This is a genomic window from Streptomyces viridosporus T7A (genome assembly GCF_008704515.1).
Lineage (GTDB): Bacteria > Actinomycetota > Actinomycetes > Streptomycetales > Streptomycetaceae > Streptomyces > Streptomyces viridosporus.
This window is the reverse complement of the sequence record NZ_CP023700.1, coordinates 7,054,800-7,070,442: the sequence shown is the minus strand read 5'-3', so window position 1 is coordinate 7,070,442 and position 15,643 is coordinate 7,054,800. Positions and strand designations below refer to the sequence as shown.

Genomic DNA, 15,643 nt, shown 5'->3' with positions numbered 1-15,643 from the left:
GCGACTACGCGAGGGCTATTCGACCGATAGTGATCATCTCTTTCGTACGACGACGAAGTCCGCGAGCGCCGTGAACTGCTCCCGCACCCGGTCGGGCATGTCGACGGCGTCGAGGGCTTCGATGGCGATGGTGTGCTGGCGGCGCGCCTCTTCGGCGGTCCACTCGCGTCCGCCCGCCTCCTCGATGAGGGCGGCGCGGGCCGCGAACTCCTCCTCGGAGAAGTTCGCGAAGTCGCTGCTCTTGGCGTCGGCGGCGAGGATCTCGCCGAGCCGCCCGGAGGCGGGGCCGCCGGACGCGAGCGCGGCCACGACCGGGAGGGACTTCTTGCGCTGGCGCAGGTCGCTCCAGGTCTGCTTGCCGGTGGCCTCCGGGTCGCCCCAGATGCCGAGGAGGTCGTCCACGGCCTGGAAGGCGAGACCGAGGTGGTAGCCGTACTTCTCCAGGCTGTCGGCGGTGCGCTCGTCCGCGCCGCCGAGCACCGCGCCGATGGAGCTGGCGCAGGCGAGCAGGGCGCCGGTCTTGTTGCCCTCCATCTCCAGGCACTCCTCGACGCTGACGCGGTCGCGGTGCTCGTAGGAGATGTCCTGGGCCTGGCCGTCGATGAGCGCGCGGCTCGCGGTGGTCAGCCGGCGGGCGGCACGGCCCGCGTCGACGGTGCCGAGTTCCAGCAGCACCTCGTTGGCCAGGGCGAACAGGGCGTCACCGACCAGGATGGCCTGGGCGGGGCCGTGCACCTTCCAGACGGTGTCGCGGTGCCGGCGCTGCTCGTCGCCGTCCATCAGGTCGTCGTGCAGCAGCGAGAAGTTGTGGACCAGCTCGACGGCGACCGCGCCGGGGACGCCGGTCTGCGGCGCGGCCCCGGTGACCTCGGCCGACAGCACGGCGAGGGCGGGGCGCACGGCCTTGCCGCCGTCGCCGTCCGCGGGCCGGCCCTGGGCGTCGATCCAGCCGAAGTGGTAGGCGGCGACCGTGTCCATGGGAGGTGCCAGGCGGGCGACGGCCGCCCGCAGTACCGGCGTGGCCAGGGTCCGGCCGCGCTCCAGGAGCGCGGACACGTCCACCGCGGTCCTTCGAGCGGCCTGCGAGGCCGGGGGCACAGTGGGCACAGTCTCTCCTCTTGTTGCGGTACCGGGGGTGCGGAGGTCCGCCGCGCCGCGCTGGTCGAGCGTCATGCCGCCTCCTCGATCGCGAAGAGGTGGCGGGGGCGGGGCCGGCCCAGGGCGCCCAGTGCGGCGTCCGCCGCGCCGACGCCGCTGCGGACCGCACCCTCCATGGTCGCGGGCCACCCGGTGGCGGTCCACGCGCCGGCCAGGTACAGGCCGGGTGCCTTGGTGCGGGCGCCGGGCCTGAGCCGTCCGACGCCGGGGGCGGGAACGAACGTGGCGGCTCGTTCCCGGGTGACGAAGAAGTCCTTCACGCGGGCGCTGCGGGTGCGCGGCAGCAGCCGCCGCAGTTCGGGCAGGTAACGCTCGCGCAGCACGGCCACGGGCTCGTCGATCTCGTCCTGGGCGACCGACTGGGACACCGCCAGGTACTGGCCCTCCGTCAGCCCGGACGCCGCGGTGCGGTCGAAGACCCACTGCACGGGGGTGCCGAGGGCCGCGAGGAAGGGCCGCGCGAGGACCTTGCGGTCGTAGACGACGTGGACGTTGAGGATCGGCGCGGTGTCGATGCCGAGCAGCCGCTCGGGGTCGTCCAGCGCGCCCGCGGGCAGCAGCTCGTACGCCTCGCGCTGCGGTACGGCAAGGACGACCGCGTCCGCCCGCAGCGTCTCGCCGGGTACCCGGACGCTCCATCCCCCGTCGCCGTCCGCGCGGACGGAGGCGACCCGGGCGCGGACCTCGGTCCGCACGCCCGCGGAGTCGAGCGCCTTGCGGGCGAGCCGGTCGTGCAGTTCGCCCAGGGGTACGTGCGCCCAGCCGATGTCGGCCGCGCCCGGGTCGGACAGCAGGCCGGTCTTGAACACCATCGCGGCGAGCGACAGGGAGGCGTCGCCCGCGACCGCGTTGAGGGTGGCGACCCCGACCAGGTCCCACAGGGCCTCGACGGCGCGCGCCGACTGGCCGTGCGCGGTGAGCCAGTCGCCGAAGTTCTGGTCGTCCAGGGCGGGGTCGGCGAGGTCGAGCCCCTTCAGCGCGAGCGCGGCCCGGCCCACCGCGGCCCGCTCGGCGAGCGAGAGGTGCGGATACGCGGCGAGGCTGCGCCCCAGGTGCAGGGGCACGGGCAGCGCGTCGCGCCGCAGCCGGCCGAGCCGCCGTCCCTCGGGGCGCGCGACGTCGACGACGGGCACGTCGAGCCGGTCCTGCAGCGGTGCCAGTTCCGCGCCCTCGATGCGGTCGAGGAACCAGCGGTAGGCGGTGCAGCAGCGCAGGTAGACGTGCTGGCCGTTGTCGACGGTCAGGTCGCCGCGCCGGAAGGAGAAGGCGAGCCCGCCGAGCCGGGGCCGCCCTTCGAGCAGGGTGACGCGCACCCCGGCGTCGGCGAGCGCGAGCGCGGCGGTGACGCCGGCGAGCCCGCCGCCGACCACGACGGCGTGTCTCCCGGCCGGTACCGGCTCGTTCGCGAGCGCCCCTTCGGGGCGTGTGCCGTGGGTCATCGTGCGCCCTCCCCTGTCCGGCCGCCGTGCCGGGACGGTGCACGGCCGACCGTCTCGGTCTGGGACGCGGCGTCGTGGCGGAGGGTTGCCCGCCGTTTTTCGCCGGGTGCGTCACCCGGAAGCGGTGTGTCCATCAGGCGCGCCTCCTGACGGTCCGGCGGGTCACGTGCCGGGTGTCCAGTCCGGACAGGCCGCGCACCGCGACGTACGCCTTCTCGTGTCCGGGCAGGGAGACCCGGCCGCGCAGCACCGCCTCGGGGTCGCGCTCGATGCGGTCGAGCAGCCGGCGGTAGATGCCGGCCATGGCGGCGACGCAGGCGCCGCTGCGCCGGTCGAGCAGGGGGAGCAGCCGGTAGCCCTCGGCGAAGAGGGCCCGGGCCCGGCGCACCTCGAAGTGCACGAGGCCCGCGAAGTCGGAGCCCTCCGGCGGGGTCGGTCCGTCGAACCCGGCCGAGCAGCCGAACTTGGCGAGGTCGTCGGCGGGCAGGTAGGTGCGTCCGCCCTCGGCGTCCTCGCGGACGTCCCGGAGGATGTTGGTGAGCTGGAGCGCGAGGCCGAGGGTGTCGGCGTACTCGGGCGCGCGCTCGGCGCCGCGCGCTCCCCGTTCCGTGCCGAAGACCCCGAGCGAGAGCCGTCCGATGGCGCCCGCGACACAGCGGCAGTAGGCCTTCAGGTCGTCCCAGGTCTCGTAGGTCTCGCCGCGCACGTCCATCCGGACGCCGTCGATAAGCTCGTCCAGGCCGCCGAGCGGGATCGGGAAGTGGGCGGCCGCGTGGGCGAGGGCGACCGCGACCGGGTCGGTGTCGTCCTCGTCGACCGCGCCGTCGCGGATCCGGGCGAGCAGCGCCCGGGTGTCCTCGAGCCGGGCGGTCTTGACGTCGTCCGCCAGCGCGCCGTCGCCGATGTCGTCGACGCGCCGGGAGAACGCGTACAGCGCCGACATCGCGCGCCGCTTGGGCGTCGGCAGCAGCCGGATGCCGTAGGCGAAGTTACGGGCCTGGTGCCCGGTGACGGCCTCGCAGTAGCGGTAGGCGGCGAGTACCGGTGCGGACGTGTGCGGTTCCGACTCCACGGCCCGGATCACCCCTCTCCTCGCAGAGTCACGCCCACCTCGCGCAGCAACCGGAGCCTGCCGGACTTGGGTGGGCCGGAAAGTACGTCGTACTCGGCGGCGGCGATCGCGTGGACGGCCGCCCTCCCTCCCGCCACGAACCCTGCGAGCAGCAGCTTCAGTCTGCCGTGGACGCTACCCACGAGGGGGGCGCCTTCATCCAGCAGGTCCCGGGCGCGTTGGGCCTGGTACGCGACCAGGGCGCGCACCGATGCGCCGGCGGTGTCCGCGGCGAGGTCCGCCTCCTGGACGTGAAAGCGCTTCATGTCCGCGGCGGGCAGGTAGATGCGGTCGCGGCCGAGGTCCTCGGCGACGTCCTGGAGGTGCTCGACGACCTGCAGGGCCGTGCAGATCGCGTCGGAGCGGCGGACGCGTTCGGGTGACGAGGTGCCGGTGACGGCGAGGACGAGCCGGCCGACGGGGTTGGCCGACAGCTCGCAGTAGGCGAGCAGGTCGTCGTAGGTCTCGTACCGCTTGACCAACTGGTCCTGGCGGTTGGCGGCGATCAGGGCGAGGAAGGGCTCGGGGGTCAGCGCGTGGCGGCGGACCGTCGGCCGGAGCCGGCGCAGCAGCGGGTGGCGCGGCCCGTCGGCGGACGCGTCGAACACGCGGCGCAGGTCGTCCTCGAAGGCGTCCAGCAGCACCAGCCGGTCCTCGGCCTCCGCGGCACGGACACCGAGGAGGCGGACGTCGCCGCCGCCGGGGGCCAGGTCGCCGTCGCCGATGTCGTCGACCAGACGGGCGAAGCCGTACACGGCCATGAGGTCGTCGCGCCAGGGCCCGGGCAGGAAGAAGGGAGCCACGGGGAAGTTCTCGGTGGCGGCCTTGTCGAGCGTGGCGCGCTCGGGATCGACGGCGCGCACCGCGGCGGTGGACGTCATCGCGGGCTGCCTTGGACGGGGACGGCGCACGCTGCGTTCAGCAGGGGAGTCTCCGTAGCCATTGCCGTCACATCTCCCGTTCTACACTGCCAACGCAATGCATACTATTTCGGACACGCCCGCCCGGGCTCACGCCCGGCGGCGTCGCTGGATGGTGTCGGGCATTATGGCCCTGATTGCCGCCTTTCGGGACCGGTACAGCTTACGTTGTACAACGCGGCGTGTTCCGCCGGGGGTCCGGCGCATCACGACAACACACCGATGGGCGTCAAGATTCCTCGCCGGAGCGGGAGTTGACGCCTCCTTCACAGACGCCGAACCCCGTCGGAGCAGTTCCGGCGGGGCCCGGCGGGGCCGGGGTCACTTGCCGGTGAACTTCTCGTACTCCCCGAGCACCTCGTCGGTCGGCCCGTCCATGCGCAGCTCGCCGCGCTCCAGCCACAGCACCCGGTCGCAGGTGTCGCGGATCGACTTGTTGTTGTGGCTGACCAGGAACACCGTGCCGGCCTCCTTGCGCAGCTCCCGGATCCGCGCCTCGGAGCGCTTCTGGAACTTGCGGTCCCCGGTGGCCAGCGCCTCGTCGATCATCAGCACGTCGTGGTCCTTGGCGGCGGCGATGGAGAACCGCAGCCGGGCCGCCATGCCGGAGGAGTAGGTGCGCATCGGCAGGGTGATGAAGTCGCCCTTGTCGTTGATCCCGGAGAAGTCGACGATCTGCTGGTAGCGGGCCCGGACCTCCGCGCGGGACATCCCCATGGCCAGCCCGCCCAGGACCACGTTGCGCTCCCCGGTCAGGTCGTTCATCAGCGCGGCGTTCACCCCGAGCAGCGAGGGCTGGCCGTCGGTGTAGACCCGGCCCCGCTCCGCGGGCAGCAGCCCGGCGATGGCCCGCAGCAGGGTCGACTTGCCCGACCCGTTGGAGCCGATCAGCCCGATCGCCTCGCCCCGGTAGGCCACGAAGGACACCCCGCGCACCGCGTGCACCGTGCGCACCCCGCGCCGCGCCTCGTCCCGGCCCCGGGCCAGGATGCGGCTGAGCGCCGCGGTGGCGCTGCCCCGCCCGCCCCGGGCGCCGTTGACCCGGTAGACGATGTGCAGGTCGTCGGCGATGACCGTGGGCACCCGCGCCCCCGCCGCGCCGGCCCGGTCGGTGTGCTCAGCCACGGCCGTACCTCTCCTCAGCCTTCCAGAAGTACACGAAGCCGGCCGCGCCGGCCAGCAGCGCCCAGCCCGCCGCGAACGCCCACACGTGCGGCGGCAGATACCCCGCGCCGTAGCCGTCGATCAGCGCGAACCGCACCAGGTCCATGTAGATGGCCGCCGGGTTCCACTGCAGCACGTCCGCCAGCCACCCCGGCACGTCCCGGCCCGCCAGCATCGCCGGGATGCTGAACATCACCCCGGAGGCGTACATCCAGGTGCGCAGCACGAACGGCATCAGCTGCGCCAGGTCCGGCGTCCGGCTGCCCAGCCGCGCGAAGATCAGCGCCAGCCCGGCGTTGAAGACGAACTGCAGCGCCAGCGCGGGCACCACCAGCAGCCAGGACGGGCCGGGCACGCTGCCGAACGCCAGCACCACCGCCACCAGCACGACCAGCGAGAACAGCAGCTGCTGCAGCTGCTGCAGCGCGAAGGAGAGGGGCAGCGCGGCCCGCGGGAAGTGCAGCGCCCGCACCAGCCCCAGGTTCCCGGAGATCGCCCGCACCCCGGCCAGCACCGTGCTCTGCGTGAAGGTGAACACGAACACGCCCGTGACCAGGAACGGCACGTAGATGTCGTGCGGGATGCCCCGGCGGGCGCCCAGCAGCAGCCCGAAGACGAAGAAGTACACGGCCGCGTTCAGCAGCGGCGTGGCCACCTGCCACAGCTGCCCCAGCCGCGCCTGGCTGTACTGGGCGGTCAGCTTCGCCTGCGAGAAGGCGAGGATGAAGTGCCGCCGCCCCCACAGCTGACGGACGTACCCCGGGAGGGACGGCCGGGCACCACTGACGGACAGCCCGTACTTGGCGGCGAGCTGGGCTGCCGTGAGGCCCTCGTCGGGCGGCACGGACGCGTTCGCCGCGACCGTGCCGTCGTGCGTTGTCTCACTCACTGATGGAAAACTTTCGTCCTCGAGATGCGCGGCCCGTGCGGGCCCGGCATGGGCCCGCGGAGCCGGGTACAGCCCCCATGTTCCCGGATACGAGCTTGTCAGATGACCGGGGGGCGGCCCAGCCGGGTCAGCCGCCACACCGTACGCCACCGCATGGGCCGGCGGGGTCCGCAGGGGGTGGCCCAGCCCTCCCGGAACCCGCCGAACCACGCCTTCAGGGCGGGACGCGAGGGGCGGCGCAGGAGGGTGAGGAGCATCCAGACGCCCAGGTAGACCGGGACCAGGAGCGCGGGGAGGTTGCGGCGGGCCAGCCAGACGCGGTTGCGGGCGACCATGCGGTGGTAGACCGCGTGCCGCGAGGGCGCGGTGGTCGGGTGGTACAGCACCATGTCGGACCGGTAGTCGATCATCCAGCCCGCGTCGAGCGCCCGCCAGGCCAGGTCGGTCTCCTCGTGGGCGTAGAAGAACTCGTCCGGGAGGCCGCCGACCTCGGCGAAGACCTGGGTGCGTACGGCGTTGGCGCCGCCGAGGAAGGTGGTCACGCGGGAGGAGCGCATCGGGTCGGAGGCGCGCAGCCGGGGCACGTGGCGGCGCTGGGTGACGCCGGTCTCCGGGTCGGCGATGCGGAAGCTGATGATGCCGAGCCGCGGGTCGGCGGCGAAGGCCTCGCGGCACAGCTCGGCGGTGTCGTGGTGGGCCAGCAGGCCGTCGTCGTCGAGGAACAGCAGGATGTCGACGTCCCGGCCGCCGGGGCCGAAGGCCTCGATGCCGACGTTGCGGCCGCCGGGGATGCCGAGGTTCTCCGGCAGCTCGACGGTGCGTACGCCCTCGGGCACCTCCGGGACGGGCGATCCGTTGCCGACCACGACGACCTGGACCGGGTCGCCGTCCTGCTTGGCGACGGAGTCCAGCAGGGCGCGCAGCTCGTCGGGGCGGTTGCCCATGGTGATGATCACCGCGCCGACCTTCATCCGGGCGCTCACTTCAGCCTGCTGGAGGCGAGGATGGACACCAGGTGCAGCACGGTCTGCAGCAGCGCGATGCCGGCGAGGACGGCGGTGCCGAGGCGGGTGAAGAACAGGTCGCCCCGGGCCGCGTCCGCGATCGCGAGGACCAGGATCAGCAGGGACGCCTCGATGCCGAGGATCAGCCGGTGGAACTTGAGCGCGGCGGCGGCCCTGCGGGCCAGTGCCATGCCGGAGGAGCGCGGCTCGGCGGCGGCCTCCTGCACGGGCGGCAGGCCGCCCTGGTGGCGGGCGACGCCGACGAGGTCGGTCTCGGCCTTGACCAGGATCGCGCCGAGCGCGGCCAGGGTGCCGAGGAAGGCCCAGAGCCAGTCGATGCGCCCGGGCCCCCACAGGTCGGCGGCGCGCAGCCCGAGGCCGACCAGGACGGCGGCGTCGCACAGGTAGGCGCCGACCCGGTCGAGGTAGACGCCGCCGAGCGAGTACTGCTTCTTCCAGCGCGCGACCTCGCCGTCGACGCAGTCCAGCAGCAGGTACAGCTGGACCATGACCACACCGAGGACGGCCCCCGCGATCCCCGGCACCAGCAGTGCCGGGGCCGCGAGGACGCCGAAGACGGTCATCAGGTACGTGAGCTGGTTGGGCGTGACCCTGGTGTTGACCAGGTAGCGGTCCACCCGCAGGGACACCTCTCGCATGTAGAGGCGTCCCATCCAGTGCTCACCGCTGCGCCGGTCCTTCACCCCCGGTGGGTGCACGACCGGACGGAGTTCAGCTACCGATGGCCTTGACATAGTCGGCGTAGATGTCCTTGATCTGTTCGGTCTTCAGGTCGAGATGCTCGAGGATCGTGTAGCGGCCGGGCCGGGTCTCCGGGGCGAACTCGACGGCCCGGACGAACTCGTCCGGCGTGAATCCGATCTCCTCCGGCAGCACCGGCAGCCCGTGCCGGCGCAGTACACCGGCCATGTGCGCCGACTCCTCGTGCGCCCCCCGCAGGTACATCGCGAAGGCCGCGCCCAGTCCGCACTGCTCGCCGTGGGCGGCGGCGCGCTGGGGGAAGAGCAGGTCGAAGGCGTGGTTGATCTCGTGGCAGGCCCCGGAGGACGGCCGCGAGTCGCCCGACACGGACATGGCGATGCCGCTGAGGACCAGCGCCTCGGCGAGCACCTGGAGGAAGTCGTTGTCCCCGATGCCGCCCGGGTGGCGCAGCACGGACTCGCCGGCCTGCCGGGCCATGGCCGCGGCGAGCCCGTCGATCCGCTCGCCCTTGACCCGGCACGCCAGCTCCCAGTCCGCGATGGCGGAGACGTTGGAGACGGCGTCGCCGATTCCGGCGCGGACGAACCGCACCGGGGCCTCGCGGATGACGTCGAGGTCGATGACGACGGCGATCGGGTTCGGCACTCCGTAGGAGCCGCGGCCCGCGTCGTTGTCCAGGGTGGCGACCGGCGAGCACAGACCGTCGTGCGCGAGGTTCGTCGGAACGGCGACCAGGGGCAGGCCCACGCGCGCCGCCGCGAACTTGGCACAGTCGATGATCTTGCCGCCGCCGAGCCCGATGACCGCGTCGTAGTGGCCTGCCTTCATGGCGCCCGCCAGCCGGATCGCGTCGTCCAGCGTGCCGCCGCCGACCTCGTACCAGGTGGCGCCGGGCAGGGACGAGGCGATCCGCTCGCGCAGCCGGGCGCCGGAGCCGCCGCTGACGGCGACGGCGAGGCGGCCGGACTGCGAGATGCGCTCGTCGGCGAGGACACCGCCCAGGTCCTCGAGGGCACCGGGACGGATGTCGACGACGAGCGGGGAGGGGATGAGCCGAGTCAGTACTGGCACGCGATCTCCCGTCCACGGGCGAGGTCGTCGTGGTTGTCGATCTCCACCCACTTGACGTCGCCGATCGGCGCCACGTCGATCCGGAAGCCGCGGTTCACGAGCTCCTGGTAGCCGTGCTCGTAGAACTGCTGCGGGTCGGCCTCCCAGACGGTCCGCAGGGCGTCGACGAGCTCGGGGGCGGCGTCCCCCTCGATGAGGGTGACGCCGATGTACTCACCGCTCGCCTCGGCCGGGTCCATCAGCTTGGTGATCTTCGTCATGCCCTTGTCGGGGTCGACGACGACCTTCATCTCCTCGTCGGCCAGCGACTTCACGGTGTCGAGGGCGAGGATGATCTTCTTGCCCTCGCCGCGGGCGGCGAGCAGGGTCTTCTCGACGGAGACCGGGTGGACGGTGTCGCCGTTGGCGAGGATCACCCCGTCCTTGAGGGCGTCACGGCCGCACCACAGGGAGTAGGCGTTGTTCCACTCCTCGGCCTTGTCGTTGTCGATGAGGGTGAGCTTGAGGCCGTACTTCCGCTCCAGCTCCGCCTTGCGCTCGTACACGGCCTCCTTGCGGTAGCCGACGATGATCGCGGCTTCGGTCAGGCCGATCTCGGCGAAGTTGCCGAGGGTGAGGTCGAGAACCGTCGGTTCGCCCTCTATACCCGCGGGACCCACCGGTACCAGTGCCTTGGGAAGGCTGTCGGTGTAGGGACGCAGACGCCGTCCGGCGCCGGCCGCCAGCACGAGGCCGATCATGCGGGTTCTCCTTCATCGTGTACGGCGGGCGCGCCGCCCCGGTGGGCGGTCACCCAGAAGCGGATGCTCTCGGCGAGCACCAGCAGGGCCACGGCCACGGCGAGCACCGTGAGCGCGACCGAGAACTGAGGAGCGGTGAGCAGAGCGGCCAGCGCGGCGACCACCAGGACGCGGCCCTCGTGCCCCCCGATCGCCCGCACCAGCCAGTGCGGGGGCGCGCCCGCGTCGCCGCGGATGCGGTAGACCGTGTCGTAGTGATGGTAGGCGACCGCGGCGACCAGCCCGTAGGCCGCGGGAAGCGCTCCGTTCACGTCCGCGTCGGCCGCCAGCGCCAGGACGGTGCCGTATTCGGCGGCGCGGAAGAAGGGGGGCACGAGCCAGTCGAGGGCGCCCTTGAGGGGGCGGGCGACGGCCAGGGCGGAGGTCAGGACGTAGACGCAGGCGGCGGCGATCGTCCAGGGGCCGCCGAAGCCGGTGGACACGGCCGTGGCGACGACGGCGAGGCCGCCGAGCAGGGCGACGGCGGGGACCGCCGCCCCGGGCAGCCGTCCCGCGGGGGCCTTCAGCGGACCCGCGAGGGCCTCGGCGAGCGGTCCGGAGTCGGCGAGGTCCGCGAGGGCCCGCGCCGCCCGGTCGGTCCTCCTGGCCCTGCGGGTCAGCGACCGCAGGACGCGGCCCGCCGTGGTGTACGTCGCGGCGAAGGCGCAGCCGACGAGGAGCGCGTAGAAGGTGATCCGGGGGGTGGTGGCGGCCGTGAGGACGGCGATCATGGCCCAGCGCTCGCCGATCGGCAGAACGATCATGCGGCGCACCCAGACCGTCCAGCCGACGCTGTCGAGCCGGTCGGAGAGGGCGGCGGTGGGGCTGGTGTTGGCGGCGGCGCCGGGATCCCCGGTGTTCGCCTCGTTGAAGGAGAAGTCGACCACGTGCCGGCAGGTCTGCAGGACCATCGCGCCGAGGGCGAGGGCCCACACGTCGTCGCCGCCGCGGGCCGCGCCGAGGGCGAGGCCGGCGTAGTAGGCGTACTCCTTGGCGCGGTCGAAGGTCGCGTCGAGCCAGGCGCCGAGGGTGGAGTACTGCAGGGAGTAGCGGGCGAGCTGGCCGTCGGTGCAGTCCAGCACGAAGGAGGCGAGGAGCAGCACGCCGGCGGCGACGAAGCCGCCGCGGGTGCCGGTGGCGGCGCAGCCGGCCGCGACGAGCGCGGTGAGCAGCGAGGCGGTGGTGACCTGGTTGGGGGTGAGGCCCCGGCGGGCGCACCAGCGGGCGATGTAGCGGGAGTACGGGCTGATGAAGTGGGTGGTGAAGAAGCCGTCGCGGGCCTTGACCGCCGACTTCAGGCGGACGGCCTCGTCGTCGACGGCGGCGACGGCCTGCCGGGCCTCGTTGCGGGTCTGCGGGTCGCCGGGGACGGCGGCGACGAGGCTGCCGAGCTCGGGCCGGTGCACGTCGGCGCCGTCGGCGTCGAGGGCGGTGGCGATGCGGTCGGCGAGGCTGTCGACGAGCGTGGTGCCGGCGGCGGCCTCGGCGGACACGGAGCTCTCGCGGGCCAGCGCACGGGCCAGGGCCCCGCGCCCGGCCGGCCCGGCGGTGACGGCGCCCGGGATCGCCGCGAGTTCGAAGCGGGGGTCGGTGAGGCCGAGGCGCAGCGCGTGCACATGGCCCACGAACCGGGCGTCGACCACCGCGACCCGCTCCCCCGCCGGCACCCCGGCGAGCAGGGCCTCGGCCTCGGCGGTGCCGGACACGGCGCGTACGTCGAAGCCGAGGGAGCGCAGATCGCCCTCGAGTGACGAACCGGGGACCGGCGGACCGGTGAGGATGGCGGTCGACAACCGAAACTCACTCCCTGGGGGCCGACGCGTCCACGCCGGTCATGTACATGATGGAACGCCCGTGCGGGGACCTCCGGGCGGCATGTCGGCAGAGGTTATCGGATGCCCGGAAGCACGTGTTCACCACCCGTTCGGCGGTTGGATCGACGCGGTTCGCCCACACCGCTGCCGCGATCATCATCGGGGATGCGGGGCTCGCCCCACAAACCGCGCCGCCGCAAGGGGCACCGAGGTACCTGCGGAACACCGCGGGGCACCCGGCCCGCTCGACATAGGGTGGACGACCATGACATGGCTGATCACCGGCGGAGCCGGTTACATCGGGGCACATGTGGCGCGGGCCATGACCGATGCCGGGGAGCGCGTCGTCGCGCTGGACGACCTCTCGGCCGGCTCGCCCGCCCGACTCTCCGCCGACGTCCCCCTGGTCAGGGGCTCGTCGCTGGACGGCGAGCTGCTGAAGCGGGTCCTCGCGGAGCACGGGGTGACGGGGGTCGTGCACCTCGCCGCGCGCAAGCAGGTCGCCGAGTCGGTGGCGCAGCCGACCCGGTACTACCGGGAGAACGTCGGCGGCCTCGCGACGCTCCTGGACGCCGTCGCGGAGGCCGGGGTCGCACACTTCGTGTTCTCCTCCTCCGCGGCCGTGTACGGCGACCCCGGTGTGGACCTCATCACGGAGGACACGCCCTGCGCCCCGGTGAACCCCTACGGCGAGACCAAGCTGGCCGGCGAGTGGCTGGTGCGGGCGGCGGGCCGGGCGCACGGCATCGCCACGGTGTGCCTGCGCTACTTCAACGTGGCGGGGGCGGCGGCGCCGGAGCTGGCCGACACCGGCGTCTTCAACATCGTGCCGATGGTCTTCGACCGGCTCACCCGGGACGAGGCCCCGCGGATCTTCGGAGACGACTACCCGACCCCGGACGGCACCTGCATCCGCGACTACATCCACGTGGCCGACCTGGCGGACGCCCACCTGGCGGCGGCCCGCCGGCTGTCCGACGGGGACCTCACCGGCGACCTGACGGTGAACATCGGCCGCGGCGAGGGCGTCTCGGTGCGCGAGCTGATCGCGGTCGTCGGCGAGGTCACCGGCGACACCCGCGCCCCGCTCGTCGAGGGCCGCCGCCCCGGCGACGCCCCCCGCGCGGTGGCGTCGGCCTCCCGGGCGGCCGAACGCCTCGGCTGGACCGCCCGGCGCTCGGTGCACGAGATGGTCGACTCGGCCTGGCGGGGCTGGCGGCTGCATCGCGGGACCTGACCCGCCCCCGGCCCGCACGGTTCTGACCTGCATAACGTTTCCGCAGGTCACGGCACATGACAACGGTGTTCAGTGCCGCGTTGCCGGATACCCCCCACCCGTAGTTCACTGTGAGCCGGAGAGACCACGGAAGGGCGGTTTTCATGGGGGCTGGGCACGATCACGGGCACGCGCACGGTGTGCCCCCCGGCGGTACCGCGAGCGCGGCGTACCGCGGCAGGCTGAGGGCGGCGCTGGCGATCACGCTCGGTGTCGTGGTGGTCCAGATCGTCGGCGGTGCGCTGGCCGACTCGCTCGCCCTGGTCGCGGACGCGGCCCACATGGCGACGGACGCCCTGGGTCTGGGCATGGCGCTGCTCGCGATCCACTTCGCGAACCGCCCGCCGAGCGAGCGCCGCACCTTCGGATACGCCCGCGCGGAGATCCTGGCCGCGCTGGCCAACTGCCTGCTGCTGCTCGGCGTCGGCGGCTACGTGCTGTACGAGGCGGTCCAGCGGTTCATCACCCCGGCCGACACCGAGGGCGGCCTGGCGATGGTGTTCGGCGCGATCGGCCTGGCCGCCAACCTGGTGTCGCTGATGCTGCTGATGCGCGGGCAGAAGGAGAGCCTGAACGTGCGCGGCGCCTTCCTGGAGGTGGCGGCGGACGCGCTCGGCTCGGTCACGGTGATCGTGTCCGCACTGGTGATCCTGACCACCGGCTGGACGGCCGCCGACCCGATCGCCTCCCTGGTGATCGCGCTGATGATCGTGCCCCGCACCTGGAAGCTGCTGCGCGAGACCCTGGACGTGCTGCTGGAGGCGGCCCCCAAGGGGGTCGACATGGCCCAGGTGCGCGCGCACATCCTGGCCACGGAGGGCGTGGAGGGCGTCCACGACCTGCACGCCTGGACGATCACCTCGGGGATGCCGGTGCTCTCCGCGCACGTGGTCGTCAGCTCCGAGGTGCTGAACGCCATCGGGCACGAGAAGATGCTGCACGAGCTGCAGGGGTGCCTGGGCGACCACTTCGACGTGGAGCACTGCACCTTCCAGCTGGAGCCCGTCGGGCACGCGGAGCACGAGGCACGGCTCTGCCACTGAGCCGGCCGGGGCGCGGGCGGACGTCCCGTGCCCCGGCCCGGACGGTTCCCCGTCGGCCGCTGCGGGCACGATCCCCTTTCAGGCCCCGCCTCCACGGTGTCCGGTCGGCGCCGGCCGCCTCCCGCGCCGCCCCGGGACATGCGGGCGTGCGGCGGAGTGTCGGGAGTGCCGGATTCGTGCGGCAGACTTGGGGCGCGAAGACCGAGTGAAGGATGGGTATGCCGATCACACCTGCCACCGCGACGCACGGCGCGTCGGACGGCACCGCAGAGGCGATTTTGCTGGAACTGGTCGACGAGGACGGTGTGACGATCGGCACCGCGGAGAAGCTGGCCGTCCATCAGCCACCAGGACAGCTGCACCGGGCGTTCTCGGTGTTCCTGTTCGACGAGCGCGGGCGGCTGCTGCTCCAGCAGCGGGCACTGGGCAAGTACCACTCCCCCGGCGTGTGGTCGAACACCTGCTGCGGTCACCCCTACCCCGGTGAGGCGCCGTTCACGGCGGCGGCCCGGCGGACGTACGAGGAGCTGGGGGTGTCGCCCTCCCTGCTCGCCGAGGCCGGCACGGTCCGCTACCACCACCCGGACCCGGCCTCGGGTCTGGTGGAGCAGGAGTACAACCACCTCTTCGTCGGCATGGTGCAGTCCCCGTTGCGGCCGGACCCGGCGGAGGTCGCGTCGACGGTGTTCGTGACCCCGGCCGAGCTGGCGGACCGGCACGCGAAGGACACGTTCTCCTCCTGGTTCATGACCGTCCTGGACGCGGCCCGCCCCGCGGTCCGGGAGCTGACGGGAACGTCGGCCGGCTGGTGACCGACGGCCTCGCGCGCCCTGCGCGCCGAGGCGTCGAGGCGTCGAGGAATCGCGCGCCCGTCGGTCGGGACCGGGTTTTCGGCCCCGACCGACGGGCGCGCGTGCTGTCCGCACGTTTTCCCGACCGAGCCCTGATTCATCCCCGCTCGGGTGATTCGCTCCGCTTTGACCACTATTACTGGAACATGACACATCGAGCCCCATCGATGATCTCTTTGACATAACAAAGCAAGGGGCATCGCAATTGCAACTTGCAAATGGATGTCCATAAAGATGCGACACCAATGCCCATCTTCCCGGCAAAACTCCCACCCGACATGTCGGTGACTTGCCCAGATCAGGCGAAAACCCAGGCAGCACACTTTGCACATGGTGAGTCGGTGTGATCCCACGGTGACTCGAAAGAGCTGTTACCTTGCCGAAGGTTTGCGGGCTCAAAG

General features: G+C 72.8%; 15 protein-coding genes. 3 read left to right on the top strand and 12 right to left on the bottom strand.

Features of this window, described 5'->3' with window-relative positions:
* Nucleotides 1–33 precede the first annotated feature (33 nt).
* From CP969_RS32260 to CP969_RS32210, 12 genes are all read right to left on the bottom strand, one after another.
* On the bottom strand, nucleotides 34–1,098 hold the full coding sequence (locus CP969_RS32260) for a polyprenyl synthetase family protein (RefSeq protein ID WP_026084700.1): 1,065 nt from the start codon (nucleotides 1,096–1,098) through the stop codon (nucleotides 34–36).
* A 71-nt stretch (nucleotides 1,099–1,169) separates the two neighbouring features.
* Nucleotides 1,170–2,597, bottom strand: a complete 1,428-nt coding sequence (gene hpnE, locus CP969_RS32255; RefSeq protein WP_016823655.1) for a hydroxysqualene dehydroxylase HpnE — start codon at nucleotides 2,595–2,597, stop codon at nucleotides 1,170–1,172.
* Nucleotides 2,594–2,731 (bottom strand): DUF6380 family protein, encoded by a 138-nt coding sequence (locus tag CP969_RS34710; protein WP_219933786.1) that lies wholly within the window; start codon nucleotides 2,729–2,731, stop codon nucleotides 2,594–2,596. Before CP969_RS34710 ends, hpnE begins: the two co-directional genes overlap by 4 nt.
* Nucleotides 2,731–3,681, bottom strand: coding sequence for a presqualene diphosphate synthase HpnD (gene hpnD / locus CP969_RS32250; RefSeq protein WP_016823656.1), 951 nt, complete (start codon nucleotides 3,679–3,681; stop codon nucleotides 2,731–2,733). The genes CP969_RS34710 and hpnD overlap by 1 nt, the downstream gene beginning before the upstream one ends.
* Entirely contained in the window at nucleotides 3,678–4,589 is a 912-nt protein-coding gene (gene hpnC / locus CP969_RS32245) for a squalene synthase HpnC (RefSeq protein ID WP_016823657.1), read from the bottom strand. The genes hpnD and hpnC overlap by 4 nt, the downstream gene beginning before the upstream one ends.
* Nucleotides 4,590–4,949: 360 nt before the next feature.
* Nucleotides 4,950–5,753: an ABC transporter ATP-binding protein gene (locus CP969_RS32240; RefSeq protein ID WP_016823658.1), complete on the bottom strand. Its 804-nt coding sequence runs from the start codon at nucleotides 5,751–5,753 to the stop codon at nucleotides 4,950–4,952.
* Nucleotides 5,746–6,681, bottom strand: a complete 936-nt coding sequence (locus CP969_RS32235; protein ID WP_004980268.1) for an ABC transporter permease — start codon at nucleotides 6,679–6,681, stop codon at nucleotides 5,746–5,748. Before CP969_RS32235 ends, CP969_RS32240 begins: the two co-directional genes overlap by 8 nt.
* A 98-nt stretch (nucleotides 6,682–6,779) precedes the next feature.
* Nucleotides 6,780–7,652, bottom strand: coding sequence for a glycosyltransferase family 2 protein (locus tag CP969_RS32230; RefSeq protein WP_016823660.1), 873 nt, complete (start codon nucleotides 7,650–7,652; stop codon nucleotides 6,780–6,782).
* 8 nt (nucleotides 7,653–7,660) lie between these two features.
* Nucleotides 7,661–8,440 carry a CDP-alcohol phosphatidyltransferase family protein gene (locus CP969_RS32225; protein ID WP_078495306.1) on the bottom strand — a complete coding sequence of 260 codons (780 nt, stop codon included), beginning with the start codon at nucleotides 8,438–8,440 and terminating at the stop codon, nucleotides 7,661–7,663.
* Complete coding sequence (locus CP969_RS32220; RefSeq protein ID WP_016823664.1) at nucleotides 8,418–9,479, bottom strand: iron-containing alcohol dehydrogenase family protein; 1,062 nt, start codon at nucleotides 9,477–9,479, stop codon at nucleotides 8,418–8,420. The genes CP969_RS32225 and CP969_RS32220 overlap by 23 nt, the downstream gene beginning before the upstream one ends.
* Complete coding sequence (locus CP969_RS32215; RefSeq protein WP_004980278.1) at nucleotides 9,467–10,219, bottom strand: phosphocholine cytidylyltransferase family protein; 753 nt, start codon at nucleotides 10,217–10,219, stop codon at nucleotides 9,467–9,469. The genes CP969_RS32220 and CP969_RS32215 overlap by 13 nt, the downstream gene beginning before the upstream one ends.
* A complete protein-coding gene (locus CP969_RS32210) occupies nucleotides 10,216–12,051 on the bottom strand; it encodes a DUF5941 domain-containing protein (protein WP_016823666.1) in 1,836 nt (611 codons plus the stop codon). The genes CP969_RS32215 and CP969_RS32210 overlap by 4 nt, the downstream gene beginning before the upstream one ends.
* 286 nt (nucleotides 12,052–12,337) lie before the next feature.
* Between CP969_RS32210 and galE the strand changes: the two genes are divergently transcribed.
* From galE to idi, 3 genes are all read left to right on the top strand, one after another.
* Nucleotides 12,338–13,309, top strand: a complete 972-nt coding sequence (galE, locus tag CP969_RS32205) for a UDP-glucose 4-epimerase GalE (RefSeq protein ID WP_026084701.1) — start codon at nucleotides 12,338–12,340, stop codon at nucleotides 13,307–13,309.
* A gap of 143 nt (nucleotides 13,310–13,452) precedes the next feature.
* Nucleotides 13,453–14,391, top strand: coding sequence for a cation diffusion facilitator family transporter (locus tag CP969_RS32200; RefSeq protein WP_026084702.1), 939 nt, complete (start codon nucleotides 13,453–13,455; stop codon nucleotides 14,389–14,391).
* A gap of 218 nt (nucleotides 14,392–14,609) precedes the next feature.
* Nucleotides 14,610–15,203 carry an isopentenyl-diphosphate Delta-isomerase gene (gene idi / locus CP969_RS32195; RefSeq protein ID WP_004980286.1) on the top strand — a complete coding sequence of 198 codons (594 nt, stop codon included), beginning with the start codon at nucleotides 14,610–14,612 and terminating at the stop codon, nucleotides 15,201–15,203.
* The last annotated feature ends 440 nt before the right edge of the window (nucleotides 15,204–15,643 follow it).

Bases quoted from the DNA above. Each gene is read 5' to 3' on its own strand.
- CP969_RS34710 (WP_219933786.1), bottom strand. From the start codon at position 2,731: ATGGACACACCGCTTCCGGGTGACGCACCCGGCGAAAAACGGCGGGCA.
- hpnE (WP_016823655.1), bottom strand. From the start codon at position 2,597: ATGACCCACGGCACACGCCCCGAAGGGGCGCTCGCGAACGAGCCGGTA.
- CP969_RS32200 (WP_026084702.1), top strand. From the start codon at position 13,453: ATGGGGGCTGGGCACGATCACGGGCACGCGCACGGTGTGCCCCCCGGC.
- galE (WP_026084701.1), top strand. From the start codon at position 12,338: ATGACATGGCTGATCACCGGCGGAGCCGGTTACATCGGGGCACATGTG.
- hpnC (WP_016823657.1), bottom strand. From the start codon at position 4,589: ATGACGTCCACCGCCGCGGTGCGCGCCGTCGATCCCGAGCGCGCCACG.
- CP969_RS32215 (WP_004980278.1), bottom strand. From the start codon at position 10,219: ATGATCGGCCTCGTGCTGGCGGCCGGCGCCGGACGGCGTCTGCGTCCC.
- CP969_RS32230 (WP_016823660.1), bottom strand. From the start codon at position 7,652: ATGAAGGTCGGCGCGGTGATCATCACCATGGGCAACCGCCCCGACGAG.
- idi (WP_004980286.1), top strand. From the start codon at position 14,610: ATGCCGATCACACCTGCCACCGCGACGCACGGCGCGTCGGACGGCACC.
- CP969_RS32225 (WP_078495306.1), bottom strand. From the start codon at position 8,440: ATGTCAAGGCCATCGGTAGCTGAACTCCGTCCGGTCGTGCACCCACCG.